This is a genomic window from Streptomyces sp. NPDC085460 (assembly GCF_044541975.1).
Classification (GTDB): Bacteria; Actinomycetota; Actinomycetes; order Streptomycetales; family Streptomycetaceae; genus Streptomyces.
The window spans coordinates 529318-555454 of record NZ_JBITTO010000001.1 but is presented as its reverse complement, the minus strand read 5'-3'; the positions used below and the strand labels follow the sequence as shown (position 1 = coordinate 555454).

Genomic DNA, 26137 nt, shown 5'->3' with positions numbered 1-26137 from the left:
CCACTCGGTGCGGGCCGGGTCAGTCAGGCGGCATGAGGTCGCTCTCGCTGACGGTGCAGGTCAGCGAGGGGTAGCGGAAGTCCGTCTCCTGGTTCTCCCGGCGGCGCAGCCGGTAGAAGGCGCCCCGCTGCTCCTCGTCGGCGAGCGTGAGGCGGGCGCCCTGCGGGAGGTGGGCGTGTCCGTCGCGGAACCGGAGGGTGGTCTTCGAGGTGCGGAAGGTGACGCCGAGCCACTGGTTCTCGGCCGCCCTTCCCGCCTCCTCCAGGACGATCCGGTGCCGGAGCAGTCGGTTGGTGTCGACGGAGAAGGCGACGACGGTGTGGTGTGCGAGGGGCAGCTCGAACCCTCCGGCGCCGGGTTCCTTCGGCTCGAACACCAGCTTTCTCGGCGGGCCCGCATCGGGGTTCTCGTAGCAGGAGTAGACGGCGACGATCGACCCGTCGGCCAGGTCGAGTGCCTGGTCGGAGTGGGCGCCCATGGTGGCGTAGGCGTTCGTGTACGTCTCGATGAGGGCGTTGTCGAAGGCGGCCGGGCTCCCCGTGACGTCCTGGATCCGGTGGGCGAGCCGTTCGTGCACCGGCCTGAAGCGCTGGGCGGGGGTGGCGTACCGCGTGGTGGTGCGGACGAGCGGTACGCCGCCCGCCGCGTCGACCTTGGTCAGGACGGCGCCGCGCCGGCCCTTGCCGACGTCCTCCCAGCGCACGGACGCCGACAGTTCGGCGAAGGGGTTGTCCTCCGCCGGGAGGGCGCGGGTCAGGATCCGGTCCCGGAGGTCAGGCGCGGGGGGCACGGTAGTCTCCCGTGTTCATGCTGAAGAGGAACGCGTCGCCGTAGTCGACGAAGGCCGGGGTCCTGTTCTCCTCGGCGTACAGCGCGCGGAGTTCGTCCATGCCGTCCGGGGTGGGCGGTTCCAGCTCCACCAGCGCTCCGTCTCTCTTCAGGAACGTGCGGCCGTCCTGGTGGACTGCTTCGGCGCGCGAACACCGCACCACGTACCCCAGGCGGGTCGGGAGCAGGGCGGCGTCCAGGCCCGAGGGGCGGATCTCGTGGGTGTAGAGGCGGTTGGTGGAGAGCGGCATGAGGAACACCGAGCCGGGGTGGAGGGTCAGGGTGAACTGCGCGGGGAGCGTGGCCCCGTGGAGTTCGGCGGCGGCCGGGTCCTTGAGGCGGAAGTGGAGCCGGGTCAGTCCGCTGACGCCCTTCACGCCGAGGTCGAAGGGGTCGCCGGCCAGGGGTTCCAGCCCGTCGAGTCCGTCGTAGAAGGTGCAGAAGGCCATGATGCCGTCGACCGGCATGTCCTTGGTCTTGTCGGCGTGGGACGAGATCTTCGCCTTGGACTGCTTGCGGCCTTCCGTGGCGGGGGTGTTGTGGTAGGTCTGCGCCAGGACGTGGTTGAGCGGCGCGTGGTTCCGGAAGACGGCGGCGGCCTCGCGGTTGAGGGCGTCGACGATCCGCGTGTCCGTCGGGCGGAAGCCCTCGGTCGGTCCCGAGAGGTTGGTGGAGCAGCGGAGCAGGCGGAAGTGGAGCGCGTCGCCGTCGCGGGTGACGGGGGTGAGGTAGATGCCGCTGCGATGAGCCGTTCCCGGCTTGGTGGACTCCGTCAGGGTCTGGAACTCGTGCTCCGCGCGGATCCTGGCGAAGTGGCCGGCCTCGGGTGCGAAGAAGCGGCGGTAGAAGACGCCGGCGCCGTGGACACGGGTGGGCACGCGGCCGGTGCCGACGGCGGTCCACGGCCCGCCGCCGTCCCCGGCGTGGTCGCGTGACGGATCGGGGGACCGCGTACAGGCGACGGACGGCTCGGGGGACGGCGTACGGGCGACGGACGGCTCCGGGGACGGCGTACGGGCCGGCTCGCCGGCCGGCTCGCGGACCGTGAACACCCGGGCCGCCGACCGCAGGAGGCGCTCGTCGGTCCCGGAGGTGTCGCCGTACAGGTAGACGGTGGCGCGCGTGAGGTCGGGCGCGCCGGCGGCCAGTTCCTCCGGGGTGAGGACCCGGCCGAAGAAGTCCCTGACCACGTCGTCGTCGTGTGACGACGACGGCGCGACGAGGATGTTGTCCGCGTCCTCGATGCGCGCTTCTGTCGGCTCCGTCGTGCTCGTGCTCATGGATCGGCACCTGCCCTTCGCGGATCTCGGCGGCTCACCCGGGATCTTGGAAGGCCAACGGTAACGGCCGCCTATGACAGCAGCGTCGGCGTGGCCTTCGCCAGCACCTCCTCGATGCGCCGCCAGGTCGCGTCGTCGCGGGCGACGGGCGGGAGGACCGGTCCCGTGCCCGTGCCCCAGGCGGTGGCGACGGCGACCGGGTCGTCGCCGGTGGCGGCGCCCGCGGCGAGGGCGGCGGCGCCGAGCGCGACGAGTTCGCCGGCGGCGGGGACGACGAGGGGGCGGCCGGAGAGGCGGCGGACGGTGTCGGTCCAGGCCCGGCCGCGGGCGCCGCCCCCGATCAGGCGCAGCGGCCGGTCGCGTACGGCGGGGTCGGCGGGGTCGAGGCCGCAGGCGGCGAGGAGTCCGTCGAGGGCGCGCAGGACGGTGAAGGCCGCGCCCTCGTAGGCGGCGCCGAGGATCGCGCGCGGGTCGGTGGTGTGGCGGAGGCCGGTGAGGAGGCCGGCGGCGGCGGGGAGGTCGGGGGTGCGTTCGCCGTCCAGGTACGGGAGGACGACGGTCTCGCCGCCGGGGCGGGCGTCCTCGCGGTCGAGGCCCAGGAGGCCGGCGAACCGGTCGACGGCGAGGGTGCAGTTGAGGGTGCAGCCGAGCGGGAGGTAGCCGCCGTCGGCGGCGGCGAAGCCGGCGAGGGCGGGGTCCGCGGGGCGGGTGCGGGTGGCGGCGAAGACGGTGCCGGAGGTGCCGAGGCTGACCACGGGGTGGTCGAGGAGGCCGGCGGCGCCGAGGCCGAGGCCGACGGCGGCGGCCATGTTGTCGCCGGTGCCGGCGGCGACGGTCACCGCGCGGGGCAGGCCCAGGGCGTCGGCGGCGGTCGCGGTGAGCCGTCCGGCGGGGGTGGCGCCGGTGGGGGCGACCGCGGGCAGCAGGGCGGGGTCGAGGGCGAGGAGGTCGAGGACGCCGGGGTCGTAGGCGCCGTCGGCGGTGGCGTACCAGCAGGTGCCGGAGGCGTCGCCGGGGTCGGTGACGGCCTCGCCGGAGAGGCGCTCGGTGAGCAGGTCGTGCGGGAGGCGGACGGCGGTGGCGGCCTCGGCGTGGCGGGGCTCGTGCTCGCGCAGCCACTGCCACTTGGCGGCGGTCATGGAGGCGACGGGGACGGAGCCGGTGCGGCGGAGCCAGGCCCCGGGCCCGCCGAGGCCCTCGGTGAGGGCGGCGGCCTGGGCGGCGGAGCGGGTGTCGTTCCAGAGGAGGGCGGGGCGCAGCGGCCGGTGGCCTGCGCCGAGCACGACGAGGCCGTGCTGTTGGCCGGCGACGGCGATGCCGGTGACGGCGTGCGGGGCGGCGCCGGAGTCGCGTACGGCCGCGCGGACGGCGGTGACCAGGGCCGTCCACCACTCCTCGGGGTCGCTCTCGCGGGCGCCTCCGGTGCCGGTGACGGTGTGCGGGGCGCGGCCGAGGCCGAGGAGTTCGCCGGTGGCGGTGTCGACGGCGACGGCCTTGGTGGACTGCGTGGAGCTGTCCACGCCGATCACGACGGAGCGGCTGACGGGCACGCCCTCACCTCTTTCCGGTTTCCGGTCGTTCCGACCCGTGCCCTTCCGGTCTCCGGTCGTTCCGACGCGTGCGGGGTCTGGCGCCGCCGGGGAACGGTGGCGCCACTCCGACACGTGCGGGGTCTGGCGCCGCCGCTACCGGTGGCGTATTAGTTATCTCAGAAAACAAATCAGGCCGCCAGGAGAAGGACCCACCATGCCCGAGCGTTTCTCCCCCACCCCCGAGGACCGTTTCACCTTCGGCCTCTGGACCGTCGGCTGGCAGGGCCGCGACCCCTTCGGCGACGCGACCCGCCCGGCCCTGGACCCGGTCGAGTCCGTCGAGCGGCTGGCCGGTCTCGGGGCGTACGGCGTCACCTTCCACGACGACGACCTGATCCCCTTCGGCGCGCCGGAGGCAGAGCGCGAAGCCGTCGTGAAGCGGTTCAGGGACGCCCTCGACCGCACCGGCCTGAAGGTCCCCATGGCCACCACCAACCTCTTCACCCACCCGGTCTTCAAGGACGGCGCCTTCACCGCCAACGACCGGGACGTGCGCCGCTTCGCCCTGCGCAAGACGATCCGGAACATCGACCTGGCCGTCGAGCTCGGCGCGGAGGTGTACGTCGCCTGGGGCGGGCGCGAGGGCGCCGAGTCCGGCGCGGCGAAGGACGTGCGGGTGGCCCTGGACCGGATGAAGGAGGCGTTCGACCTGCTGGGGCAGTACGTCACCGAGCAGGGGTACGAGCTGCGCTTCGCGATCGAGCCCAAGCCGAACGAGCCGCGCGGCGACATCCTGCTCCCCACGATCGGTCACGCCCTGGCCTTCATCGAGCGCCTGGAACGGCCGGAGCTGGTGGGCGTGAACCCGGAGACGGGGCACGAGCAGATGGCCGGGCTCAACTTCCCGCACGGCATCGCGCAGGCGCTGTGGGCCGGCAAGCTCTTCCACATCGACCTCAACGGGCAGTCCGGCATCAAGTACGACCAGGACTTCCGCTTCGGGGCGGGCGATCTGCGGCAGGCGTTCTGGCTGGTCGACCTGCTCGAGACCGCCGGATACACCGGGCCGCGCCACTTCGACTTCAAGCCGGTGCGCACCGACGGCGCCGACGGCGTCTGGGAGTCGGCGAAGAACTGCATGCGGAACTATCTGATCCTGAAGGAGCGGGCCGCGGCGTTCCGCGCGGACGCGGAGGTGCGGGAGGCGCTCGCCGCCTCCCGGCTGCCGGACCTCGCCGTGCCGACCGCGCCCGGGGGCCTCGCGGAACTGCTCGCCGACCCGACCGCGTACGAGACCTTTGACGCGGACGCCGCCGCCGCGCGTTCGATGGCCTTCGAGCGGCTCGACCAGCTGGCCCTGGAGCACCTGCTCGGCGTACGGCCCTGAGCCCGGCGACCGGCGCCCTGAACCCCGCTCCCGGCACCCGGTGGCCGGCGACCGGGTGCCCGGTGCGGCGTCAGCGGGGGCCGAGGGTGGAGCGGCGGACGACCAGCTCCGGCTGGAGCACCACCCGCTGGTGCCGGTGGTCCGCCGCCGCCTCGCCGGTCTCCTCCAGGAGCAGTTCGGCGGCCCGGGCCCCCAGGGTCACGGCCGGCTGGCGCACCGAGGTGAGCGGCACGGTGGCCGCCGCCGCGAACTCGATGTCGTCGTAGCCGACGATCGCCATGTCCTCCGGGACCCGCACCCCGGCCGCGTACAGCGCCTGGAGGACGCCGAGGGCGAGCAGGTCGTTGGCGCAGAAGACGGCGGTGGGGCGGTCGGCGAGGCCGAGGAGGCGGGAGCCGGCGTCCCGGCCCGAGGCCACGTCGAGCCGGTCCGCGGGGAGTTCGCGGAGGGCTTCGGCGGGGAGCCCCGCCTCGGCGAGGGCGAGCAGGGCGCCCTCGCGGCGGTCCCGGACCTGCTGGAGGCGGTCGGGGCCGCTGACGTAGGCGAAGGAGCGGTGGCCCGCGGAGACGAGGTGGCGGATGGCGAGGGAGCCGCCGACGACGTCGTCGACGGAGACGGAACAGCCGCCGCCGTCCCCGCCGACCCGGTCGACCAGGACGTACGGGATGCCGTGGCGGCGGAAGTCTCGGAGGTTGCCGCCGCTGGGGTCGGCGGGGGTGACGAGGACGCCCCGGACCCGCTGTTCGGCGAAGAGGGAGAGGTAGTCGGCCTCGTCGCCGGGGTTCTGGTCGCTGTTGCAGACCATGACGCCGAGACCGGCCGCCCGGGCGGTCCGCTCGGCGCCGCGGGCGATGTCCACGAAGAAGGGGTTGCCCATGTCGAGGACGAGCAGCGCCATGATCCGGCTGCGGCCCGCCCTCAGCTGACGGGCGGACTCGCTGCGGACGTAGCCGAGCCGGTCGATGACGCGGCGGACGTGTTCGAGGGTGGCCGGGGAGACCCGGTCCGGCTGGTTGATGACGTTGGAGACGGTGCCGACGGAGACGCCGGCCTCCCGGGCCACGTCCTTGATGCCGACGGTCCGCGCGGTGCCCGTCACCCGTTCCACCTGCGTCCCACCCGGCCGTCCGTCCTGCCCGCCCGGTCCGTCCGGGGTCGCCGCCACCTGTCGCATCCTATGCGGCTGCGCGCTCACGCGAGGTGGAAGACCTCGGTCAGCGGGCGCATCGCCTCGTCCGGGCGCCGGCCGGCCGTCTCCTCGAAGAAGCCGGCCATCTCGGCCTGCCAGCGGGCGTTCACCTCGGTGGCCGCCATCGCGGCCCGCGCCCGGTCGAAGTCCTCGGTCTCCAGGTAGCCGACGAGGAGGCCGTCCTCGCGCAGGAAGAGCGAGTAGTTGTGCCAGCCGGCGGCGGTGAGCGCGTCGCGCATCTCCTGCCAGACCTCGGCGTGGCGCGCGCGGTACTCCTCCGCCCGCTCGGCACGCACCTTCAGCAGGAAGCAGACCCTCCGCACGGCGGCTCCTCGGCTCACGTCATCGAATGAAATGTTTCACACGCTCCGCGACCGGACGCTAGATCCCCGTCCGCCCGGCGGTCAAGAACCTCGACGGTACCTAGGAGGAGGATGACCTTGCGGTGAAGCGTGAATCGATTCATGGTACGTGAGGGGCGCCCCGGCGGGGCTCAGGCGGACTCGCGGACCACCAGTTCCGTGGGGAGGATGACGGTGGCCGGGTCCTCGCCCGCTATCCGGGCGAGGAGGGTGCGGACCATCTCGGCGCTGATCCGGTCCCAGGGCTGCCGGATGGTGGTCAGCGGCGGCTGGGAGGAGAGGGCGGCCGGCGAGTCGTCGAAGCCGCCGACGGCGATGTCCTCGGGGACCCGCTTGCCGGCGCGGGCGAGGGCGTCGAGGACGCCCTGGGCCATCAGGTCGGAGGCGACGAAGACGGCGTCGACGTCGGGGGCCCGCTCCAGGAGGGTGCGGGCGGCCTCGGCGCCGCTGGCGCGGCTGTAGTCGCCGGTGACGACGAGGTCCTCGTCGACGGGGAGCCCGCAGGCGGCGAGGGTCTCGCGGTAGCCGGCGAGCCGCTCGACGCCGCCGGGGGTGTCGAGCGGGCCGGTGACGGTGGCGATCCGGCGCCGGCCGGTGGCGTGGAGGTGGCGGACCATCTCGCGGGCGCCGTCGCGGTCGTCGGCGGCGACGTACCCGATGCGGGTGGTCTGGCCGAGCGGCTTGCCGCAGGCGACGACGGGCACGCCGGCCTCGTGCAGCCGGGCCACGACGGGGTCGCCGGAGTGGCTGGAGACGAGGAGGACGCCGTCGACGTGGCCGGCCTCGATGTAGCGGAGGTTGCGGCGGCGCTCGTCCTCGGTGCCGGCGATCATCAGGATCAGGGGGATGTCGCGGTCGGCGAGCGCCTGGGTGCAGGCGCGCAGGAGGACGTTGAAGTTGGGGTCCTCGAAGAAGCGCTCCTGCGGTTCGGTGAGGAGGAAGGCGACGGAGTCGGACTTGCCGGTGATCAGCGAGCGGGCGTGCCGGTTGACGACGTACCCCGTTCTCCGGATCGCGGCGTCGACGGCCGCCTTGGCCGTCGGGCTGACGTAGTGGCCGCCGTTGAGGACGCGGGAGACGGTGCCGCGCGAGACGCCGGCCTCGCGGGCCACGTCGTGGATGGTCACCGGCCTGCGCCTGCTCGCTGCTGTGCTCATGCTGTGTGTTTCCCCTCGTTCCCCTGTGCTCAGGACTTTACGGCGCCCGACAGCAGGTCGAGGCTCCAGAACCGCTGGATGACGAGGAAGAGGGCGATCAGCGGGACGACGGCGAGGAGCGCGCCGGTGATGACCAGGGTGTAGAGGGCGGGCTGGCTGGCGCCCTGCTTGAGGAGCGTGAACAGGCCGACGGTCATGGGGAACTTCTCGTCGTCGCCGAGCATGATGAACGGCAGCAGGAAGTTGTTCCAGATGGCGACGAACTGGAAGAGGAAGATCGTCACCAGGCCGGGGGCGAGCATCGGGACGGCGATCCGGGTGAAGATGCGCCATTCGCCGGCGCCGTCCACCCGGCCCGCCTCGACCAGCTCCATGGGGATGGCGGCCTCGGCGTAGATGCGGCCGAGGTAGACCCCGTACGGGGAGAGGATCAGCGGCAGCAGCACGGAGGCGTAGCTGTCGGTGAGGTCGGCCTCGGCCATGAGCAGGTACTGCGGGATGGCGAGGATGACCGGGGGCATGAGGACGCCGGTGAGCATGACGTTGAAGAAGAGCTCGCGCCCGCGGAAGCGGTAGACGGCGAGGGCGTAGCCGGCGAAGGCGGAGACGACGGTCGACAGGAGCGCGCCGAGGCCGGCGTAGAGGACGGAGTTGCCCATCCACGTCCAGTAGATGCCGTCGCGGTAGGCGGTGAGGTCGCCGAGGTTGTCGGCGAGGCCGCTGCCCGGGAGGAAGGTGAAGGTGGAGAAGAGTTCGTCGTCCGCCTTGGTGGCGGCGACGACGACCCAGGCGACCGGGAGCAGGCAGTAGAGGGCGCCGAGGATCAGCGCCGCCGTGGGCAGCAGCGCGGTGCGGCGGGGGCGGGGCGGCCCCTGCGGGACGCCGGGGGTGGTGCCGGGCGCGGGGGGCGCCTTGCGGAGCGTCGGGGAGGCGATCCCGGTCATCGGCCGGCTCCTTGTGTGGTGCGGCGGTTGGAGATCCTGAGGAGGGCGAAGGAGAGCGCGAAGGTGGCGAGGGCGAGGACGACGGCCGTGGCGGAGGCCGCGTGGATGTTCCCGCCGGTGAACGCGTCGTTGTAGACCTTCATCAGGGGGCTCCAGGTGGAGGGGATGCCGTTGGTGAGCGGCTTGAGCGTCATGGGCTCGTTGAAGACCTGGAGGGTGGCGATGATGGAGAAGAAGAAGGTGAGGACCAGCGAGGGCGCCACCATCGGGATCTTGACGCGGAGCGCGATCTGGAGTTCGGAGCAGCCGTCGAGCTTGGCGGCCTCGTACACCTCGGCGGGCAGGGCGCGCAGCGCGGTGTAGATGACGATCATGTTGAAGCCGGTCCCGCCCCAGACGGCGATGTTGGACATGGCGAGGTAGAGCGGGCCGCCGTCCATGAGGTCGGGCTGCGGGAGTCCGGCCTTCTCCAGGAGGAAGTGGAAGGGGCTGACGTCCGGGAGGTAGAGGAAGCCCCAGAGGACGGCGGCGATGACGCCGGGCACGGCGTACGGGAGGAAGATCGCGAGCCGGGCGAAGGAGCGGCCCCGGACGCGCGGGGAGTCGAGCAGCAGCGCGAAGAGGAGGGCGAGGCCGAGCATCACGGGGACGACGATGGCCCCGTAGCCGAGGACGCGGAGCGCGCTGGCGAGGAACTCGGAGTCGGTGAGGGCGGAGGCGTAGTTCTCCAGGCCGGCCCAGACCTCGGACTTGGCTCCCTTGCCGAGGCCGAGTCCCTTGATCTCGACCTTGTGGAGGCTGAGCCAGAGCGCGTAGCCGATGGGCAGCGCGAAGAAGAGGAGGAAGAGGGCGGCGGCCGGGAGGAGGAAGAAGTAGGGGGCGCTTCGCGCTCGTTTGAGGGTGGTGGTGGGCGACGGGTGGGCGTACGGGGCGGTCTTCACCCCGTACGACCGGCGGGCGCCCTTGGCGGGCTGGGTCACTTGGCGACTCCGAAGCCCTGCTTCTCCAGGTCGGTCACGGTGGTGTCCTGGACCTTGGCGAGGGCGGCGGGGAAGCCGCTCTTGGCCTTGGCGGCCTTGCCGAACTCGTCCTTGAAGGCGGTGTAGGCGACGTTGACGTTGGGGCCCCAGGCGGCGGGGGCGGTGGTCTTCGCTATCGCGGCGGCCCGGGTGTAGAAGTCGGGCTGGTTGGCGAAGTAGTCGGGGGCCTTGGCGAGGGCGCCGCTGGTCTGGGCGGCGGTGGCGGCGGGGTAGATGCCGCTCTCCTTGACGAGGGCGGCCAGGGCCTCGGGGTCGGTGTTGAGCCAGGTGGCGAATCGGGCGGCGGCGGCCTTGTTCTTGGAGTCGCTGGTGACGGCGGTGGAGGAGCCGCCCCAGCTGCCGGTGGCGTTCTCGCCGTCGGTCCACTGCGGGAGCGGGGCCATGGCCCACTTGCCCTTGGTGTCGGGGGCGGCGGTGGTGAGGGTGCCGGGGGCCCAGACGGCGGAGACCCAGGCGAGCTGTTCGCCGGTGTTGAGGGCCTTGTTCCAGGCGGGGGTGTACATGGGCTGGTTGTCGATGGCGCCTTCGGCGACGAGGCCGCCCCAGAAGTCGGTGACCTTGCGGGTGGCGGCGTCGTCGATGCCGACCTTCCACTTCTCGCCCTCGAAGGTCCACCACGCGGCGCCGGCCTGCTGGGCGAGTCCGGCGAAGAGGCCGGAGTCGTTGGCGGAGAAGGTGGTGAGGGCCTTCTTCGGGTCCTTCTTCTTCAGGGCGCGGGCGGTCTCGGCGAACTCGTCCCAGGTGGTGGGGACGGTGAGGCCGTACTGCTTGAACAGGTCCTCGCGGTAGAAGAACATCAGCGGGCCGGAGTCCTGGGGCAGGGCGTAGACGGCGTCGCCGCCGAAGGTGGTCTGCTGCCAGATGCCGGGGGCGAACTGCTTCTCGACGCCCTTGACCTCGCCGGCGATGTCGGCGAGCGCGTCGTTGCTGACGAGGGTCGGCAGGGCCTGGTACTCGGCCTGGACGAGGTCCGGTCCCTTGTGGGCCTTGGCGGCCGTGATGATCTTGGTGACGAGGTCGTCGCCGGACGCCTGCTTCTGCACGGTGACCTGGATGTCGGGGTGTTCGGCGTTCCAGAGGGCGGCGACCTTGTCCATGCCGGGGGCCCAGGCCCAGTAGGTGAGCTTGACGGGGCCGGACCCGGCGCCCGCCTCACCGCCGGAGTCGGAGGAGCCACAGGCGGTGAGCGCGGTGGCGCCGAGAAGGACGGCGGTGGCGGCGGCGAGGCCGCGGCGCGTGAGCTGGGGCATGGGTGGTTCTCCCTGACCGAAAGGGGCCTCTCCCTCGGACGGAGAGGCCGACCATGCATCTGTGAGCGTTCACAGTAGAGAAACGTTCCGGACACTTGTCAATGGTTGTTCCTGTGCGGTTATGTTGCGTTGCCACTTCGAAATCTGATGTGTGTACGTTCACAGTCACAGCGATCGAACACCCCCTTCCGTTTCACAGGTGCTCAGGAGAGACTCATGTCAGCCACGACCCCCAAGGGCCTGACCCGGCTCGCGTTCGGCGGGGACTACAACCCCGAACAATGGCCGGAAGGCGTCTGGCAGGAGGACGTACGGCTGATGAAGGAGGCCGGCGTCACGATGGTGAGCGTCGGGATCTTCTCCTGGGCGCTCCTGGAGCCCGAGCGGGGCCGCTACGACTTCGGCTGGCTCGACCGGGTCCTCGACCTGCTGCACGCCCACGGCATCCGCGTGGACCTCGGTACGCCGACGGTGGCGCCGCCCGCCTGGTTCTACCGCGCCCACCCCGAGGCGCTGCCGGTCACCGCCGACGGCGTCCGGCACACGTACGGCTCGCGCGGGGCGATCTGCCACAGCTCGCCCGCCTACCGCGAGGCCGCCGCCCGGATCACCACCGAGCTGGCCCGCCGCTACGCCGGCCACCCGGCGCTCGCCCTCTGGCACGTCCACAACGAGTACGGCGTCCCCGTCAGCGCCTGCTACTGCGACACCTGCGCCGCCGGGTTCCGCCGCTGGCTGGCCGGCGCGTACGGCTCGCTCGACGCGGTGAACGAGGCGTGGGGCACCGCCTTCTGGGGCCAGCGGTACGGCGCGTACGAGGAGATCCTGCCGCCCCGCACCACCCCGACGGTCGGCAACCCGGCGCAGCGGCTGGACTACCGCCGCTTCGCCGACGCCACGATCCGCGGGAACTTCCGCGCGGAGCGGGACATCCTCCACGAGCTGTCCCCGGGCGTCCCGGTCACCACCAACTTCATGACCGCGCTCAGCCAGTGCGACGCGCTCGACTACTGGGCCTGGGGCCGTGAGGTGGACCTCGTCACCAACGACCACTATCTGATCACCGACGGCCGGCGCACCCACGTCAATCTCGCGATGGCCGCCGACCTCACCCGCTCCGTCGCCGGCGGCGCCCCCTGGCTGCTCCTGGAGCACTCGACCTCGGGCGTGAACTGGCAGCCGCGCAATCCGGCCAAGCGGCCCGGCGAACTGGCCCGCAACTCCCTCGCCCATGTCGCCCGGGGCTCCGAGGGCGCGATGTTCTTCCAGTGGCGGCAGTCGCGGCGCGGCGCCGAGAAGTTCCACTCGGCGATGGTCCCGCACGGCGGCACGGACACCCGGATCTGGCGCGAGGTCGTCGAGCTGGGCGCGGGCCTCGGCGCCCTGGAGGAGATCCGGGGCAGCCGGACCGTCCCGGACGTCGCCATGCTGTGGGACTGGCACTCCTGGTGGGCGCAGGGCCTGGAGTGGCGGCCGCACGAGGGCCACGACGCCCGCGAGCGCGCGGACAGCTACTACGAGGCGCTCTACGACCGGCACCTCACGGTCGACTTCGCCCACCCCGAGGCCGACCTCTCCGCCTACCCGCTCGTCGTCGTCCCGGCGCTCTACCTGATGACGGAGGCCGCCGGACAGAACCTCCGGGAGTACGTCGAGAACGGCGGCACGCTCGTCGTCTCGTACTTCTCCGGCATCGTCGACGAGCACGACGCCGTCCACCCCGGCGCCTACCCGGGCGCCCTGCGAGACGTCCTCGGGCTCACCGTCGACGAGTGGTCGCCGCTCCTGGACCACCAGCGGGTCGAGCTCACCGGCCCCGGCGGCGCCGCGCTCACCGGCGACCTGTGGACCGAGTTCGTGCGCCCGCGCGGGGCCGAGACCGTCTGGACGTACGCGGACGGCCCGGCCGCCGGCGGCCCCGCGGTCACCCGGCACCGGCTCGGCCGGGGCACCGCCTGGTACGTCTCCACCCGCCTCGACGCGGCCTCGCTGGACGCGATCGTGGCGGCGGCCTGCGACGACGCGGGCGTGCCCGGCCGCGCCGGTCTCCCCCGCGACGTGGAGGTCGTCCACCGCGCCGGCGCCCACGGCCACTACGTCTTCGCCCTCAACCACACGACCGAGGACGCGAAGGTCCCCCTGGACGGCCCCGGCACGGAACTCCTCTCCGGCGCCCGGGTGACCGGCACGCTCACCGTGCCGGCGGGCGGGACCGGGGTCGTCCGCCTGGACGGCTGACGGCCGGACGGCCGACGGGCCACGGCTGACGCGGGCCCGCTGACGGCCGGTGGCCGGCCGGCTGACCCGCGTCGCTCTCCCCCGGCCCCCTCCGGGGCCGGGCCCCGAACTCCCCGGGGGCGGTACGCGCACGCCGCGCCGCCCTCGGGTGAGCCGCACCACCCCCACCAGCACCGTCCCCCAGGAACAGCGCCACCGCACCACCACTCCCCCATCCGTCACCGTCGAAGGGACATCGACGATGCGCATCACCGTCAACAGCCGACCCCGGCCCCGGCTTCGGCCCCAGCTCCAGCCCCGGCTGCGGCTTCGGTCCGCGGGTCTCGCGGCCGTGCTCGGCGCGGGCCTGCTGCTCGCCCCGCTGCCCGCCCAGCAGGCCGTGGCCGCGAGCACGCTCACCAACGCCGGCTTCGAGGCCGACGGCACCGGAGCGGCCACGCCGTCCGGCTGGTCGACCTACTCTGCCACCGGCCAGAACGCCGCCTCCTTCACCGAGGCCGGCGGCCGCAGCGGCGGCCACCGCCTGTCGCACTGGTCGTCCGCCGCGTACAAGGTGGAGACGTACCAGTACCTGTCGGGTCTCACCGACGGGAACTACACGCTCAGCGCCTGGGTCCGCTCCGGCGGCGGGCAGAACGCCGCCTATCTGGCGCTGCGCAACTGCGGCTCCGCCGAGCAGCGCACCGACCTGCCGGTCACCTCGACCGGCTGGATACGGATCGTGACGCCGGTCAAGGTCGTCGGCGGCGCCTGCACGATCAGCGTCAACTCCGATGCCCAGGCGGGCAATTGGCTCAACGTCGACGACCTGACCTTCACCCCGGGCACCACCGGCCTCACCGTGAAGGGCGTCGACCTCTCCGCCCTGAAGAAGAGTCAGGACCTCGGCGGCACCTACAAGAACGCCTCCGGGACGACCGGCGACCCGGTCGCGCTCCTGAGGAACGCGGGCGCCAACTACGGCCGGCTGAAGGTCTGGGTGAACCCGGCCGACGGCTACAACGACAAGGCCCGCGTCCTCGCCACCGCGCAGCGGATCAAGGCGCAGGGCATGAAGCTCCTCGTGGACTTCCACTACTCGGACATCTGGGCCGATCCCGGCGCCCAGTCCAAGCCCGCCGCGTGGGCCGGCCACTCGTACGCGCAGCTCAGGACGGACGTGTACGACCACACGTACGACGTCCTGAGCGCGCTGAAGGCGCAGGGCACCACGGCCGACATGGTGCAGATCGGCAACGAGATCAACACCGGCATGCTGTGGCCCGAGGGTTCCACGACCAACTGGACGCAGCTGGCCGGGCTGCTGAACTCCGGGATCTCGGCGGCCAAGGCGGTCTCCTCGTCCACCCAGATCGCCCTGCACCTGGCGAACGGCGGCGACAACGCCCTCTACCGGAACTGGTTCGACAACGCCAAGGCGCAGGGCGTGAGTTACGACGTGATCGCGTTCTCCTTCTACGGCTACTGGCACGGGGCGCTGTCCTCGCTCCAGGCCAACCTGGACGACATCTCGGCCCGTTACGGCAAGAAGGTGATGGTCGCGGAGACCGCGTACCCGTTCCGGCTGGACAGCGAGGACGCGCACGAGAACATCATCGACCTCTCCTCCGAGCTGGTCCCCGGCTACCCGGCGACCCCGGCGGGCCAGTCGGCGTGGCTGCGGGACGTCATGAACGTGGTGGAGGCCGTCCCGGCCGGCCGGGGTCTCGGCGTCGTCTACTGGGAGCCGGCCTGGACCGCCGTGACCGGCAACGGCTGGGACCCGACGGACCCGGCGTCGGGCAACGGCTGGGAGAACCAGGCGCTGTTCGACTACGACAGCAGGCTGCTGCCGGCGGCGGCGTGGCTCGCCCACCGGTAGACCGCATGGACCGCATGTACCGCGCGTGATGAAGGGCCGGGCCCCGTGGGGTCCGGCCCTTCCCGGTCGTGTCTACCACTCCGCCAGGGAGCCGTCGTCGCGGCGCCAAGCCGGGTTGCGCCAGCGGTGGCCGGTCTCGGCGGCCCGCTCGACGGCCTTCGCGTCGACCTCGATGCCCAGGCCGGGGCCGGTGGGCAGGGCCACGTGCCCGTCCTCGTACCGGAAGACCGAGGGGTCCACCAGGTAGTCGAGGAGGTCGGAGCCGGTGTTGTAGTGGATGCCGAGGCTCTGCTCCTGGATGAGCAGGTTCGGCGTGGCGAAGCCGACCTGGAGGCAGGAGGCGAGGGCGATGGGGCCGAGCGGGCAGTGCGGGGCGAGGGAGACGTCGTACGCCTCCGCCATGGCGGCGATCCTGCGGGTCTCGGAGATGCCGCCGGCGTGCGAGAGGTCCGGCTGGGCGACGGCGATGCCCTGGCCGAGGACCTTCTTGAAGTCCCAGCGGGAGTAGAGGCGTTCGCCGGTGGCGATGGGGATGGAGGTGGAGCGGACGATCTCGCCGATGTGGTCGCTGAGCTCCGGGACGACGGGCTCCTCCACGAAGAAGGGGAGGTAGGGCTCCAGGAGCGGCAGGACCCGGCGGGCCATCGGGGCGGTGAGGCGGCCGTGGAAGTCGATGGCGATGTCGAACGCGTCGCCGACGGCCTCGCGGATGGAGGCGACCCGGTCGACGATCGCCTGCGTGGCGGCGGGCGTGTCGATGAGCCGGAGCTGGGCGGAAGCGTTCATCTTGATCGCGGTGAAGCCCTCGCGCTGCCGGGCGACGGCCTCGGAGGCGACCTCGTCGGGGCGGTCGCCGCCGATCCAGCTGTAGACGCGGACGCGGTCGCGCACGTTGCCGCCGAGGAGCTGCCAGACGGGGACGCCGAGGGCCTTGCCCTTGATGTCCCACAGGGCCTGGTCGATGCCGGCGACGGCGCTGGAGAGGACCGGTCCGCCCCGGTAGAAGCCGCCCTTGGTGAGGACCTGCCAGTGGTCCTCGATCCGCATCGGGTCCTGGCCGATCAGGTAGTCGGAGAGCTCGTCGACGGCGGCGGCGACGGTGTGGGCGCGGCCCTCGACGACGGGCTCGCCCCAGCCGGTGATCCCCTCGTCGGTGTCGATCCGCAGGAAGCACCAGCGGGGGGCGACGAGATAGGTGCGCAGGGAGGTGATCTTCACTGATGGTCCTTCACTTGGAGTCTTTCTTGACGGTCCAGCCGCCGTCCACGACGAGGTTGGTGCCGGTGATGAAGGTCGCGTCGGCGGAGGCGAGGAAGGCGACGGCGGACGCCACCTCCTCCGGGCGGCCGAGGCGGGCGAGCGCGGTCGCGTCGGCGGAGAGCCGGCGGCCCTCCTCGTCGACGTCGTTCCAGACGTCGGTGAGGATCGGTCCCGGCAGGACGGAGTTGAAGCGCACGTCGGGGCCGTACTCGACGGCGAACTGGCGGATCAGGGCGCACATGCCGCCCTTGGAGGCGGCGTAGGCGGGGTAGCCGGGGAGGCCGAAGTCGGCGTGGACGCTGGACGTGGCGACGAGGCTGCCGCCCTCGGCGCGCAGGTCGTCGAGGAAGGTGCGGGTGGCGAGGTAGAGCGCGCGCAGGTTGACGGCGAGCTGGCGGTCCCAGGAGTCGACGGGGAGTTCGTGGGCGGCGGCCGGGGTGTGGGTGAAGGCGTTGCTGTGGAGGACGGAGACGGGCCCGTAGCGGCGGTGGGTCTCCTCGCGGAGGGCGGCCCAGTCGGCTTCGGAGGAGACGTCGCACCGGACGTAGACGGCGCGGCCGCCCTCCGCGCGGATGCGGGCGGCGACGGCCTCACCGGCGGGCGCGGCGATGTCGGCGACGACGACGGCCGCGCCCTCGCGGGCGAGCCGGGCGGCGCTGGCCGCGCCGATTCCGGAGGCGGCGCCGGTGACGAGGGCGGTCTGCCCGGAGAAACGGTTCATGGGAGGGGCTTTCTGGGGGAGGTCAGCGGGTGATGTCCTGGGCGGCGAGGAGGCCGAGTTCGGCGCGGTGCGGCAGGCCCTCCCAGTCGCCCGGGACGGAGACGGCGAAGGCGCCGCAGAGGGCGGCGAGCCGGAGGCGTTCCGGGACCGGGGAGCCGTCGAGGCGGGCGGCGAGGTAGCCGGAGACGAAGGCGTCGCCGGCGCCGACCGGCTCCACGGCGGTGACCGGGACGGCGGCCTGTGCGTGGGCCGTGCCGTCGGCGACGGCGACGGCGCCCTCGGCGCCGAGCTTGACGACGGCCTCGGCGGGCCCGAGCGCGGTGAGGGCCCTGGCCATCGCCTCCGGCGCGCCGTCGGGGACGAAGAGGGTGGCCTCCTCGGGCCCGGCGAAGACCAGGTCGGTGTACGGGAGGAGGCGGGCGAGCGTCTCGGCGGCCTCGGCGCGGCTCCACAGACGCTCGCGGTGGTTGACGTCGAGGGAGACGGTGACGCCGGCGGAGTGCGCGAGGCGGACGGCGTGCTCGACGGCGGCGCGGGCCGTGTCGCTCAGAGCCGGGGTGATGCCGGTGACGTGGAGGATCCGGGCGCCGGTGATCCGGGCCTCGTCGAGGTCGCCGGGGGCGAGGCGGGATCCGGCGAGTCCGGCGCGGTAGTAGGAGACGCGGAGCCGGTCGGCGGTCCTGCGTTCACGGAGCATCAGGCCGGTGGGGGCGTCGGGGTCGGTGCGGGCGCCGGTGACGTCGACGCCCTCGCCCCGCAGTCCGGCGAGGATCATCGCGCCGGCGGCGTCGTCGCCGACCCGGCCGGTCCAGGCGGCGGAGTGGCCGAGCCGGCTCACGCCGACGGCGACGGTGGCCTCGGCACCGGCCCAGCCGAACCGCATCGGGGCGCCGCTGGCGAGCGGCCCGGGTCCGGTGGCGGCGGCGACGGCCATCGCCTCGCCGAGCGTCACGAGGGCGCGCGGGGGGTGAGCGGGGTGGCTCATCGGTCGCGGATCCCGTCGAGGAAGGCCGACGCGCGGTCGGCGAGCGCGGTGAGGGAGCCGCCCTCGCAGGCGTCGCCGACGAGCGGCCCGCCGACGCCGAGGGCGGTCGCGCCGGCGGCCAGGTAGGCGGGGGCGTCGGCGGCCGAGATGCCGCCGGTGGGGACGAGCGGGATGCCGGGCAGCGGGGCGCGGACGGCCTTCAGGTACTCCGGTCCGCCGGTGGCGGCGGGGAAGAGCTTGACCATGGTCGCGCCGGCCCGCCAGGCGGTGAGGATCTCGGTCGGGGTGTACGCGCCGGACAGCACCGGCACGTCGAGACGGACGGCCTCGGCGATGACGTCGACGCAGGTGGCGGGGGTGATGAGGTACGTCGCACCGGCTTCGACGGCGGCCTGCGCGGCGGCGGGGCTGGTGACCGTGCCGGCGCCGAGCGCGAGACCGGGCGGGGCGTCGGCGGCGTACTCCCGGAGCACGTCGAGCACGCCGGGGGTGGTGAGGGTGAACTCGACGGCCCGCACACCGGAGGCGAGCAGGCAGTCGGCGACCTCACCGAAGCGCGTGGCGGACGCGGAGCGAAGGATCGCGATGACGGGAGCGGCGGCCAGGGCGGCACGCAGCCCCTCGTATGGGCTGGTCATGGTGGGTTCCTGGGGGTTGGGGGTGGGGGTGGGGGCTGGTGGCTGGGGGGTTGGAGGTTGAGGGGTTGGAGGTTGGGGGGTTGGGGCTTGGGCTGGGGAGGCGGCGGGGCATGTCCGGAGGGCGGTGTCGGTGCGGGGCGGGTGGAGCGGGGCGGGTAGTACGCCCGGACCGGGCCGGACCGGACGCCATGCCGAACCGAACCGAGCCGGGCCGGGCCAGGCCGGGCCAGGCCGGGCCGCTCGTCCGGATCGTGTTGGGCGGGCCGCCTGCCACGGGCGGGAGCGCGGGAGTTGGGGGGTGGCTTGGGTGGCGGGAGGGTCAGTGGTCGGCGTACGGCGTGGTGGGGAGGCCCGTGACGCCGGGGCGGCAGACGAAGAGGCGGCCTGCGTCGGGCTCGGCGCGGCGGCGGGCCTCGGGGAGGTTGTGGGTGGCGGTGGTGACGACCAGGACGTCGAGGTCCGGGCCTGCGAAGGCGCAGCTCGTGACGTGCGAGGCGGGCAGTTCCACGCGCGCGTGGAGCACCCCCCGGGGAGTGAAGGCGAGGACCTCGCTGCCGCCCCAGACGGCCACCCACACATGGCCCTCGGCGTCGACGGTCAGGCCGTCGGGGTAGCCACTGTCGATGACGGCGAAGGGGCGGCGGCCGGAGAGGCCACCGGTGCCGGGGTCGTAGTCGAAGACGTCGACGCGGCGGGTGAGGCTGTCGGCGTAGTAGAGGAGCGTGCCGTCGGGGCTCCAGCCCAGGCCGTTGGAGATGGAGACGGCCTCGACGAGGGTCGTGAGGCCGTCGGCGTCGAGGCGGTACAGGGCGCCGGCGCCGGGCCGTTCGTCGACGGCCATCGTGCCGCCCAGGAGGCGGCCCGCCGGGTCCACGGCGGCGTCGTTCATGCGGCGGGGCACGCCGTCGTCGGGGAGGTCGGGGGCGGCGAGTTCGACGGCCTCGGCGGGGGGTCGGCCGTCCTCCAGTCGGACGAACGCGGTGCCGGCGGCGGCGAGGAGGGCCCCGGAGGCGCAGGGGACGGCTGCGCCCACGGGGCGGTCGAAGCGGAGGGCGGCGGTCGGTACGAGGTCGGTGCGGCCGTCCTCCCGGGTGAGGGCGGCACGGTGGACGAGGCCCTCGGTGATGTCCACCCAGAGGAGTTCCCGGCGGGCGGCGTCCCAGACGGGTCCTTCGGGCAGACGGCCGGGCGCGGGGGTGCAGGGCACGGCCCTGAGCTGAAGCATCTGGTCTCCTCGGGGTTGGGGTGGGCGGACGGGTAGGCCCGGTGGGCGGACAGGTACGCCCGGCGGGCGGGAACTCCCGGCGGGGCTGGCGGTGGGGGGCTCCTGGCGCGGGTCCTGGCGGGCGCCGCCCGGGGTCCCGGCGAGGGGCCCGACGGGGCCCGGTGAGAGGTCCCGGCGGGGGTGCCTCCCGGGGGCACTCCCGCCGGGCGGGTCCCCACCAGGCAGGCACTCCCCGCCAGGCAGGAAATCCCACCGGACAGGCACTCCCCACCGGACAGGAACTCCCGGCCAGGCAGGCACCCCCACCGAACGGACGCTCCTCCCCGCCAGGCAGGCACCCCCCATGGGAGTGCCCGCCAGGCGGGGCGAGAGAAAAACTACGGGTTCGTCTAACGGTTGTAAATATCCCGCCACCCTCTTCTTCCAACCCTTCGAATAAGATCCGGGTGACGACCGCGCACCGACGGAGGCAGCAGCAGAGATGATCAGGCGCACCTCGCAGGACATTCGCCGCCTCAACCGTTTCGAGGTGCTGCGCCGCGTCTACGCGGGCCCCGGCGCGATGAGCCGGCAGGACGTCGCCGCCGCCACCGGGCTCTCCTTCGCCACGGTCGCCAACCTCACCGCCGAGCTCCTGGAGGCCGGTGTCCTCGTCGAGGCCGGGCACGAGGAGTCGGGCGGGGGACGGCCGCGCGCGCGGCTCGCGGTGAACGCCGAGCGGGGCGCGCTGATCGGCGTCGACATCGCCGAGACCTCGGTCCACGCCGAGCTGTTCGACCTGGCCCTGACGGTCCGGCACTCCGTGGAGCGGCCCCTGCCCCCGGGGGACGTGCGGCCCGCCGACGTCGTGGACACCCTCGCCGGCGCCGTCGAGGAACTGCTCGCGGTCTCCGGGACCGACCGGTCCCGGGTCCTCGGCGTCGGCGTGAGCGTGCCGGGCATGGTCGAGCGCGAGGGCGGGGTGTCGTCGTTCTCGCCGTACTGGTCCTGGCACGAGGTGCCGCTGCGCGCCCTGCTCGACGCGCGGCTCGGGCTGCCGCTGTGGCTGGACAACCCGCTGCGGGCCAGCACGGTCGCGGAGATGTGGTTCGGCGCGGGCCGCGAGGTGGACGACCTGGTGGTGCTGACGCTGCGGGCGGGCGTCGGCGCGGGCATCGCCGTGGGCGGGCAGCTCTACCGGGGCTTCACCAACAGCGCGGGCGAGTGGGGCCACACCTGCCTCGCCCTCGACGGGCGGCTGTGCACCTGCGGCAACCGCGGCTGCGTGGAGGCGTACGTGTCGCTCCGCGGGATCGCCGCGACCTGGCGCGAACTCGCCCCGGACGACGAGCGGGCGGCCGGCACGGACGACGCGGCGACGGTCGCGGCGCTGGCCCGCGCGGCCGACGCGGGCGACCCGATGGCCGCCGCCGCCGTGGACCGCACCGCCCGCTATCTGGGCGCCGCCGTCGCCAATCTGGTCAACCTGGTCAACCCGCAGGTCGTCGTGGTCGGCAACCAGGTCGTCGACCTCCTCGGAGAGCGGCTGCTCCCGGCCGCGTACGAGGCGGTCGGCCGGCACGCCCTCGCCCTCCCGCACCGGGCCGCGACCCTGCGGCGCAGCGCCGTCCCGCACAACGCGGTGACCCGGGGCGCGGCCACCTTCGCCCTGGAGGGCTTCCTCGACGACCGCGAGGTCTTCGGCCCGGTCAGCCGCATGCGCAAGGCCGCCAAGGGCGGTGCCGGGGCGGGTGGCTGACAGCGGTCGGAGAGCGCCGACCCCAGACGTACCGACCAGGGAAGGGCCGACCCCAGCCGCCCCGCCGACCCCAGACGTACCGCCCCCGGACGTACCGCCCCCGGACGTACCGACCCGGGATGTACCGACCCCGTCAGCGGACCGCCCCCCGGTGGCCCAGGCGGTGGGAGAGCTCGGTGGCGCCGTGGACGGCGAGGGCGGTGAGTTCGTTCTCGCGGGCCTCGTCCCAGCGGATGACCGGGACGGAGACGGAGAGCGCGGCCACGACCCGGCCCGAGCGGTCGCGGACGGGCGCGGCGACGCAGGAGACGTCGGGGTTGGACTCGCGCTGTTCGACGGCGACGCCGAGGACGGCGATCTCGGCGAGCGCGGCGCGCAGCGCGTCCGGGTCGGTGATGCTCCGCGGGGTCATGGCGACCAGCTCGCGTCCGTCGAGGAGTTCGTCGAGCTCGTCGGCCGGGAGCGCGGCGAGGAGCATCTTGCCGACCGCGGTGCAGTGGGCGGGGAGCCGCCGGCCGGCCGCCGACACCATGCGGACGGCGTGGGTCGAGTCGACCTTGGCGACGTAGATGACGTCGGCGTCCTCCAGGAGGGCCACGTGGACGGTCTCGCCGCAGGTCTCGGCGATCTCGCGGGCGACCTCGCGGCCCTCGGCGGCCAGGTCGAGCTGCTCCGCGTACCGGCTGCCGAGCTGGTAGGTGCGCACCCCGAGCCGGTAGCGGCCGGGCTGTTCCGGCACCGGCACCAGGTAGTTGCGGGCGGTGAGCGTGGAGACCAGCTCGTGGGTGGTGGTGCGGGGCAGCCCGAGCCGGCGGGTGATCTCGGGGGCGGAGAGCGTGGCGTCCCCCTGGAGGAAGAGCTCCAGGATGTCGAATGCCCTGGTCACCGCGGGGACGAGTCGTCCCATGGTCCCCCACCTCACCTTCACGCCGTTCGAAATGCCGTACCACGGCCGAGATCACGGACATCGCGGACAGAGATTAGTCCCGGACCGGGGGCCGGGCAACGGTCCGGGTGCGGAAGCGCTCCCCTTGACGCCCCCGCGGGCCGCTGCCTACGGTCACGCCACCCTGCCGAACACCGTTCGGTATGCCGAACATCCCGGGAGTATCCGCCGTGCGCATCACGGGAATCACCACTCATGTCGTCGGCACGCCCTGGCGCAATCTCACCTACGTCCTGGTCCACACCGACGAGGGGCTGACGGGCGTCGGCGAGACCCGGATGCTCGGTCACACCGACGCCCTGCTCGGCTATCTGCGCGAGGCGGAGGCGAACCACATCGCCGGTTCCGACCCGTTCGCCGTCGAGGACCTCGTCCGCCGCATGAAGTACGGGGACTTCGGCCGGGCCGGCGAGATCGTCATGTCGGGGATCGCGGTCGTCGAGACGGCCTGCTGGGACATCAAGGGCAAGGCGCTCGGGGTGCCGGTCTGGCAGCTCCTCGGCGGGCGGGTGACGGACCGGGTCCCGGCGTACGCGAACGGCTGGTACACCACCGAGCGGACGCCGGAGGCGTATCACGCGGCGGCCCGCGAGGTCGTGGCGCGCGGCTATCGGGCCCTGAAGATCGACCCGTTCGGCGCGGGCCGGCTCGACCTCGACCCGGCCGCCTCGCGGTACGCGATCGGGCTGATCGAGGCCGTCCGGGACGCGATCGGTCCCGACACCGGCCTGATGGTGGAGATGCACGGCCGCTTCTCCCCCGCCACCGCCGTCCGCCTCGCCCGCGAGCTGGAGCCGTTCCGGCCCGCGTGGCTGGAGGAGCCGGTACCGCCGGAGAACCTGAAGGCGCTGGCGAAGGTGGCGGGGAAGACCGATCTGCCGATCGCCACCGGGGAACGGATCCACGACCGGATCGAGTTCCGCGAGCTCTTCGAGTCCCAGGCCGCCGACGTCATCCAGCCCGACATCGGGCACGTCGGCGGCATCCTGGAGGCCCGCAAGCTCGCCGCGACCGCCGAGACCCACTACGTGACCGTCGCCCCGCACAACGTCGGCGGCTCGGTCCTCACCGCCGCCTCCCTCCAACTCGCAGCCTGCACCCCCAACTTCACGGTCCTTGAGCACTTCAACGACTTCGCCGACGCGGAGATCAAGAAGGTGGTGCGCGGCGCCCCGGAGATCGACCCGGAGACCGGCTGCTTCCCGGTCTCCCACGCCCCCGGCCTCGGGGTCGAGCTCGACGTCGACGCGGCGGCGGAATTCCCGCAGCAGCGGGCCCGGTTCGACCTGTGGGCCGACGGCTGGGAGCGGAGGCGGCCGCGATGACCGCCCCGCACGATGCCCCTCAGAGCGGCACGGACGACGGCACGCGCGATGCCCCTCATGGCGGCACGGACGACGGCACGCGGCGCGATGCTCCGCACGCTTGCACGGACGGCCGCACGCACGGGCCCGTCGACCGCGCCGTCCTCCTCGAACGACCCCGCGTCCACCGGCTCGTGGAGCGCCCGCGCCCCCGGCCCGGCGCCGGCGAGGTGCTGGTGCGGGTCTTCGCCGCCGGGGTCTGCCTCAGCGACCGGGAGCTGTACGAGGGCCGGCGCGCGCCCGGCTACGCGCGCTACCCGGTGGTGCCGGGGCACGAGTGGTCCGGCACCGTCGAGGCGGTCGGCGCCGGCGTGGACCCGGACCTGGTCGGCCGCCCCTGCGTCGCCGAGGGGTTCCGCGCCTGCGGGACCTGCGAGCGGTGCCGGTACGGGGAGACGAGCCTGTGCACCGCCGGGTACGCGGAGACCGGCTTCACCGAGCCGGGCGCCTTCGCCGACCGGCTCGTGGTGCCCGCGCGGCTGCTGCACCTCCTGCCCGAGGGGGCGGACCTGAGCGCAGCCGCCCTGCTCGAACCGGCGGCCGTGGTCGCCGCGGCGGTACGGGCCGGGCGGCCCCGCCCCGGGGAGCGGATCGCGGTCGTCGGCGCGGGCACGCTCGGGCTGCTCGCCGTGCAGTGGCTGGCGGCCTCCTCCCCCGCCGCGCTCGCGGTGATCGACCCGCGGGCCACGCGGGCCGGCCGGGCCCGGGACTTCGGCGCGACCCGGGTCCTCGACCCGGACTCCGCCGCGCTCGCGCACGGGGAGTTCGACCTGGTGGTGGAGACCGCCGGGGCTCCCTCGACGGCCGCCTCGTCCTGCCTGCTGGCCCGCAGGGGCGGGCGGGTGGTGCTCACCGGCATGTTCGCGGAGGGCGCCACGGGCATCGACCCGGTGCACCTCTCGGTCAGCCAGCTGGAAGTCCGGAGCGTCTTCGGCGCCTCCTCGGCCGCCTGGGCGGACGCGGTCCGCGCCTTCGCGACCGGGCTGCTCGACCCGGCGCCGCTCGTCACCCACACGTTCCCGCTCGACCGCTTCGCCGACGCGCTCGCTCTGGTCGGCGGCGGCGACCCGGAGGTCGGCAAGGTTCTCCTGCGGCCCTGAGCCCTCCCCGTACGCCCTCCGGTCTCGCCCTTCCCCCCTCCCCGCCCTCATCCGACCTGTCGCACAGAGGAGCCCGATGCCCCCGCCCCACCCCGAAACCGGCACCCCGCTCCACCCAGGCACCGACACCCCGCTCCACCCCGGAACCGACGCCCTGCGCCGCATCGGCCATCCCGCCCCGCCGCCCGACCCCGCCGACGCCTCCCCGCACGCCTTCCCGGACGGCGGCCGGTGGCGGACCGAGGTGCCGTCCGTGGAGGGCCCGGAGGCGCTGGCCGCCGTCCTCGCGGAGAGCGCGCGGCTCGACGTGCCGGTGCACCGGGTCAGCCAGGGCAGCGGGGTGTGGATGCTCACCGACGCCGAGATCGCCGAGATGGTCGCGGCCTGCGGCGAACGGGACGTCGAGCTCTGCCTGTTCACCGGCCCGCGCGGCACCTGGGACACCGGCGCGGCCACCCGCACCGACTCCGGGGGCGCGGGTCCGCGCGCCCGGGGCCATGACGGGCTCGCGGGGTGCGTCGAGGACGCGCTGCGCGCCACCGGGCTCGGGGTCCGCTCGCTGCTGGTGGCGGACGAGGGCGTGCTCTGGACGCTGCACCGGCTCCGTACCGCCGGAATCCTGCCCGCCGGCACCCGGTTCAAGGTGTCGGCGCTCATCGGGCCGGTCAACCCGGCCGCGTACGCCGTGTACGAGCGGCTGGGCGCCGACTCGGTCAACGTCCCCTCCGACCTGACGACGGCTCACCTCACCGAGATCCGCCGGGTCAGCCGCGCCCCGATGGACCTGTACGTGGAGGCCCCGGACGACCTCGGCGGCACCGTCCGGCTGCACGAGGTCGCCGAACTGGTGCGCAGGGCCGCGCCCTTGTACCTCAAGTTCGGCCTGAGCCGCGCCGCCGGCATCTATCCGTACGGGGCCCACCTGCGGGAGCACGCGCTCACCACCGCGCGCGAGCGGGTGCGCCGGGGACGGCTGGTGCTCGACCAGCTCGCCCGCCACGGCGCCGCCGGCACCATGTCCCCGACGGGCTCGCACGATCCCGGGCCGCTCACCCGCTTCCCCGTCGCGGACTGAGTCCCGCCGTGCGGGCG

The 26137-nt window shown here is 73.8% G+C and carries 22 protein-coding genes; 7 read left to right on the top strand and 15 right to left on the bottom strand.

Annotated elements, in window-relative coordinates:
- Window positions 1-19: 19 nt before the first annotated feature.
- The 3 genes from ACIGHB_RS02505 to xylB form a co-directional block, all read right to left on the bottom strand.
- A complete protein-coding gene (locus ACIGHB_RS02505) occupies window positions 20-790 on the bottom strand; it encodes a hypothetical protein (RefSeq protein WP_399908866.1) in 771 nt (256 codons plus the stop codon).
- Complete coding sequence (locus ACIGHB_RS02500; protein WP_399908864.1) at window positions 774-2108, bottom strand: hypothetical protein; 1335 nt, start codon at window positions 2106-2108, stop codon at window positions 774-776. The genes ACIGHB_RS02505 and ACIGHB_RS02500 overlap by 17 nt, the downstream gene beginning before the upstream one ends.
- A 71-nt stretch (window positions 2109-2179) precedes the next feature.
- Window positions 2180-3658, bottom strand: coding sequence for a xylulokinase (gene xylB / locus ACIGHB_RS02495; RefSeq protein WP_399908862.1), 1479 nt, complete (start codon window positions 3656-3658; stop codon window positions 2180-2182).
- Window positions 3659-3854: 196 nt separating this feature from the next.
- Here xylB and xylA point away from each other — a divergent pair, with 196 nt between their 5' ends.
- Window positions 3855-5027, top strand: coding sequence for a xylose isomerase (gene xylA / locus ACIGHB_RS02490; RefSeq protein WP_399908860.1), 1173 nt, complete (start codon window positions 3855-3857; stop codon window positions 5025-5027).
- Window positions 5028-5097: 70 nt separating this feature from the next.
- Here xylA and ACIGHB_RS02485 read toward each other — a convergent pair whose 3' ends face one another.
- The 6 genes from ACIGHB_RS02485 to ACIGHB_RS02460 form a co-directional block, all read right to left on the bottom strand.
- Window positions 5098-6126, bottom strand: a complete 1029-nt coding sequence (locus ACIGHB_RS02485; RefSeq protein WP_399908858.1) for a LacI family DNA-binding transcriptional regulator — start codon at window positions 6124-6126, stop codon at window positions 5098-5100.
- A 92-nt stretch (window positions 6127-6218) separates the two neighbouring features.
- Window positions 6219-6539, bottom strand: coding sequence for an L-rhamnose mutarotase (locus tag ACIGHB_RS02480; protein ID WP_360310280.1), 321 nt, complete (start codon window positions 6537-6539; stop codon window positions 6219-6221).
- Window positions 6540-6709: 170 nt separating this feature from the next.
- On the bottom strand, window positions 6710-7735 hold the full coding sequence (locus ACIGHB_RS02475; RefSeq protein ID WP_360310250.1) for a LacI family DNA-binding transcriptional regulator: 1026 nt from the start codon (window positions 7733-7735) through the stop codon (window positions 6710-6712).
- Window positions 7736-7764: 29 nt separating this feature from the next.
- Entirely contained in the window at window positions 7765-8679 is a 915-nt protein-coding gene (locus ACIGHB_RS02470; RefSeq protein ID WP_360310248.1) for a carbohydrate ABC transporter permease, read from the bottom strand.
- Window positions 8676-9659: a carbohydrate ABC transporter permease gene (locus tag ACIGHB_RS02465; RefSeq protein ID WP_399908855.1), complete on the bottom strand. Its 984-nt coding sequence runs from the start codon at window positions 9657-9659 to the stop codon at window positions 8676-8678. Before ACIGHB_RS02465 ends, ACIGHB_RS02470 begins: the two co-directional genes overlap by 4 nt.
- Entirely contained in the window at window positions 9656-10969 is a 1314-nt protein-coding gene (locus ACIGHB_RS02460; RefSeq protein ID WP_399908853.1) for an ABC transporter substrate-binding protein, read from the bottom strand. The genes ACIGHB_RS02465 and ACIGHB_RS02460 overlap by 4 nt, the downstream gene beginning before the upstream one ends.
- Before the next feature lie 216 nt (window positions 10970-11185).
- Here ACIGHB_RS02460 and ACIGHB_RS02455 point away from each other — a divergent pair, with 216 nt between their 5' ends.
- Together ACIGHB_RS02455 and ACIGHB_RS02450 are read left to right on the top strand one after the other, a co-directional pair.
- Complete coding sequence (locus tag ACIGHB_RS02455) at window positions 11186-13207, top strand: beta-galactosidase (RefSeq protein ID WP_399908851.1); 2022 nt, start codon at window positions 11186-11188, stop codon at window positions 13205-13207.
- A 241-nt stretch (window positions 13208-13448) separates the two neighbouring features.
- The gene (locus ACIGHB_RS02450; RefSeq protein ID WP_399908849.1) at window positions 13449-15068 is read left to right on the top strand and encodes an arabinogalactan endo-beta-1,4-galactanase; all 1620 of its coding nucleotides are present in this window, start codon (window positions 13449-13451) and stop codon (window positions 15066-15068) included.
- Between the two features lie 72 nt (window positions 15069-15140).
- On the opposite strand, the gene dgoD is transcribed toward ACIGHB_RS02450, so the two are convergent.
- The 5 genes from dgoD to ACIGHB_RS02425 form a co-directional block, all read right to left on the bottom strand.
- Window positions 15141-16286: a galactonate dehydratase gene (gene dgoD, locus ACIGHB_RS02445; RefSeq protein ID WP_360310240.1), complete on the bottom strand. Its 1146-nt coding sequence runs from the start codon at window positions 16284-16286 to the stop codon at window positions 15141-15143.
- A gap of 10 nt (window positions 16287-16296) precedes the next feature.
- Window positions 16297-17049 carry an SDR family NAD(P)-dependent oxidoreductase gene (locus tag ACIGHB_RS02440; protein ID WP_399908847.1) on the bottom strand — a complete coding sequence of 251 codons (753 nt, stop codon included), beginning with the start codon at window positions 17047-17049 and terminating at the stop codon, window positions 16297-16299.
- 22 nt (window positions 17050-17071) lie between these two features.
- The gene (locus ACIGHB_RS02435; protein WP_399908845.1) at window positions 17072-18034 is read right to left on the bottom strand and encodes a sugar kinase; all 963 of its coding nucleotides are present in this window, start codon (window positions 18032-18034) and stop codon (window positions 17072-17074) included.
- Window positions 18031-18672, bottom strand: a complete 642-nt coding sequence (locus tag ACIGHB_RS02430) for a bifunctional 4-hydroxy-2-oxoglutarate aldolase/2-dehydro-3-deoxy-phosphogluconate aldolase (RefSeq protein WP_360310234.1) — start codon at window positions 18670-18672, stop codon at window positions 18031-18033. Before ACIGHB_RS02430 ends, ACIGHB_RS02435 begins: the two co-directional genes overlap by 4 nt.
- A 319-nt stretch (window positions 18673-18991) precedes the next feature.
- Window positions 18992-19897, bottom strand: a complete 906-nt coding sequence (locus ACIGHB_RS02425) for an SMP-30/gluconolactonase/LRE family protein (protein ID WP_399908843.1) — start codon at window positions 19895-19897, stop codon at window positions 18992-18994.
- Between the two features lie 481 nt (window positions 19898-20378).
- On the opposite strand from ACIGHB_RS02425, the gene ACIGHB_RS02420 reads away from it, so the two are divergent.
- The gene (locus ACIGHB_RS02420; RefSeq protein WP_360310230.1) at window positions 20379-21635 is read left to right on the top strand and encodes an ROK family protein; all 1257 of its coding nucleotides are present in this window, start codon (window positions 20379-20381) and stop codon (window positions 21633-21635) included.
- Window positions 21636-21768: 133 nt separating this feature from the next.
- Here the strand turns inward: ACIGHB_RS02420 and ACIGHB_RS02415 are convergent, their stop codons facing one another.
- On the bottom strand, window positions 21769-22542 hold the full coding sequence (locus tag ACIGHB_RS02415) for an IclR family transcriptional regulator (protein ID WP_399908840.1): 774 nt from the start codon (window positions 22540-22542) through the stop codon (window positions 21769-21771).
- Window positions 22543-22751: 209 nt separating this feature from the next.
- On the opposite strand from ACIGHB_RS02415, the gene ACIGHB_RS02410 reads away from it, so the two are divergent.
- The 3 genes from ACIGHB_RS02410 to ACIGHB_RS02400 all read left to right on the top strand — a co-directional run bounded on the left by ACIGHB_RS02410 (window position 22752) and on the right by ACIGHB_RS02400 (window position 26120).
- Window positions 22752-23906, top strand: coding sequence for a mandelate racemase/muconate lactonizing enzyme family protein (locus ACIGHB_RS02410; protein WP_399908838.1), 1155 nt, complete (start codon window positions 22752-22754; stop codon window positions 23904-23906).
- On the top strand, window positions 23903-25045 hold the full coding sequence (locus tag ACIGHB_RS02405; protein ID WP_399908836.1) for a zinc-binding dehydrogenase: 1143 nt from the start codon (window positions 23903-23905) through the stop codon (window positions 25043-25045). Before ACIGHB_RS02410 ends, ACIGHB_RS02405 begins: the two co-directional genes overlap by 4 nt.
- A gap of 76 nt (window positions 25046-25121) precedes the next feature.
- The gene (locus ACIGHB_RS02400) at window positions 25122-26120 is read left to right on the top strand and encodes a hypothetical protein (protein WP_399908834.1); all 999 of its coding nucleotides are present in this window, start codon (window positions 25122-25124) and stop codon (window positions 26118-26120) included.
- Window positions 26121-26137: the final 17 nt, after the last annotated feature.

Coding starts and splice junctions, on each gene's coding strand:
- ACIGHB_RS02450 (WP_399908849.1), top strand. CDS start 13,449: ATGCGCATCACCGTCAACAGCCGACCCCGGCCCCGGCTTCGGCCCCAG.
- ACIGHB_RS02425 (WP_399908843.1), bottom strand. CDS start 19,897: ATGCTTCAGCTCAGGGCCGTGCCCTGCACCCCCGCGCCCGGCCGTCTG.
- ACIGHB_RS02405 (WP_399908836.1), top strand. CDS start 23,903: ATGACCGCCCCGCACGATGCCCCTCAGAGCGGCACGGACGACGGCACG.
- ACIGHB_RS02500 (WP_399908864.1), bottom strand. CDS start 2,108: ATGAGCACGAGCACGACGGAGCCGACAGAAGCGCGCATCGAGGACGCG.
- xylA (WP_399908860.1), top strand. CDS start 3,855: ATGCCCGAGCGTTTCTCCCCCACCCCCGAGGACCGTTTCACCTTCGGC.
- ACIGHB_RS02475 (WP_360310250.1), bottom strand. CDS start 7,735: ATGAGCACAGCAGCGAGCAGGCGCAGGCCGGTGACCATCCACGACGTG.
- ACIGHB_RS02460 (WP_399908853.1), bottom strand. CDS start 10,969: ATGCCCCAGCTCACGCGCCGCGGCCTCGCCGCCGCCACCGCCGTCCTT.
- ACIGHB_RS02415 (WP_399908840.1), bottom strand. CDS start 22,542: ATGGGACGACTCGTCCCCGCGGTGACCAGGGCATTCGACATCCTGGAG.
- ACIGHB_RS02430 (WP_360310234.1), bottom strand. CDS start 18,672: ATGACCAGCCCATACGAGGGGCTGCGTGCCGCCCTGGCCGCCGCTCCC.
- ACIGHB_RS02435 (WP_399908845.1), bottom strand. CDS start 18,034: ATGAGCCACCCCGCTCACCCCCCGCGCGCCCTCGTGACGCTCGGCGAG.
- ACIGHB_RS02420 (WP_360310230.1), top strand. CDS start 20,379: ATGATCAGGCGCACCTCGCAGGACATTCGCCGCCTCAACCGTTTCGAG.
- ACIGHB_RS02400 (WP_399908834.1), top strand. CDS start 25,122: ATGCCCCCGCCCCACCCCGAAACCGGCACCCCGCTCCACCCAGGCACC.
- ACIGHB_RS02470 (WP_360310248.1), bottom strand. CDS start 8,679: ATGACCGGGATCGCCTCCCCGACGCTCCGCAAGGCGCCCCCCGCGCCC.
- ACIGHB_RS02455 (WP_399908851.1), top strand. CDS start 11,186: ATGTCAGCCACGACCCCCAAGGGCCTGACCCGGCTCGCGTTCGGCGGG.
- ACIGHB_RS02440 (WP_399908847.1), bottom strand. CDS start 17,049: ATGAACCGTTTCTCCGGGCAGACCGCCCTCGTCACCGGCGCCGCCTCC.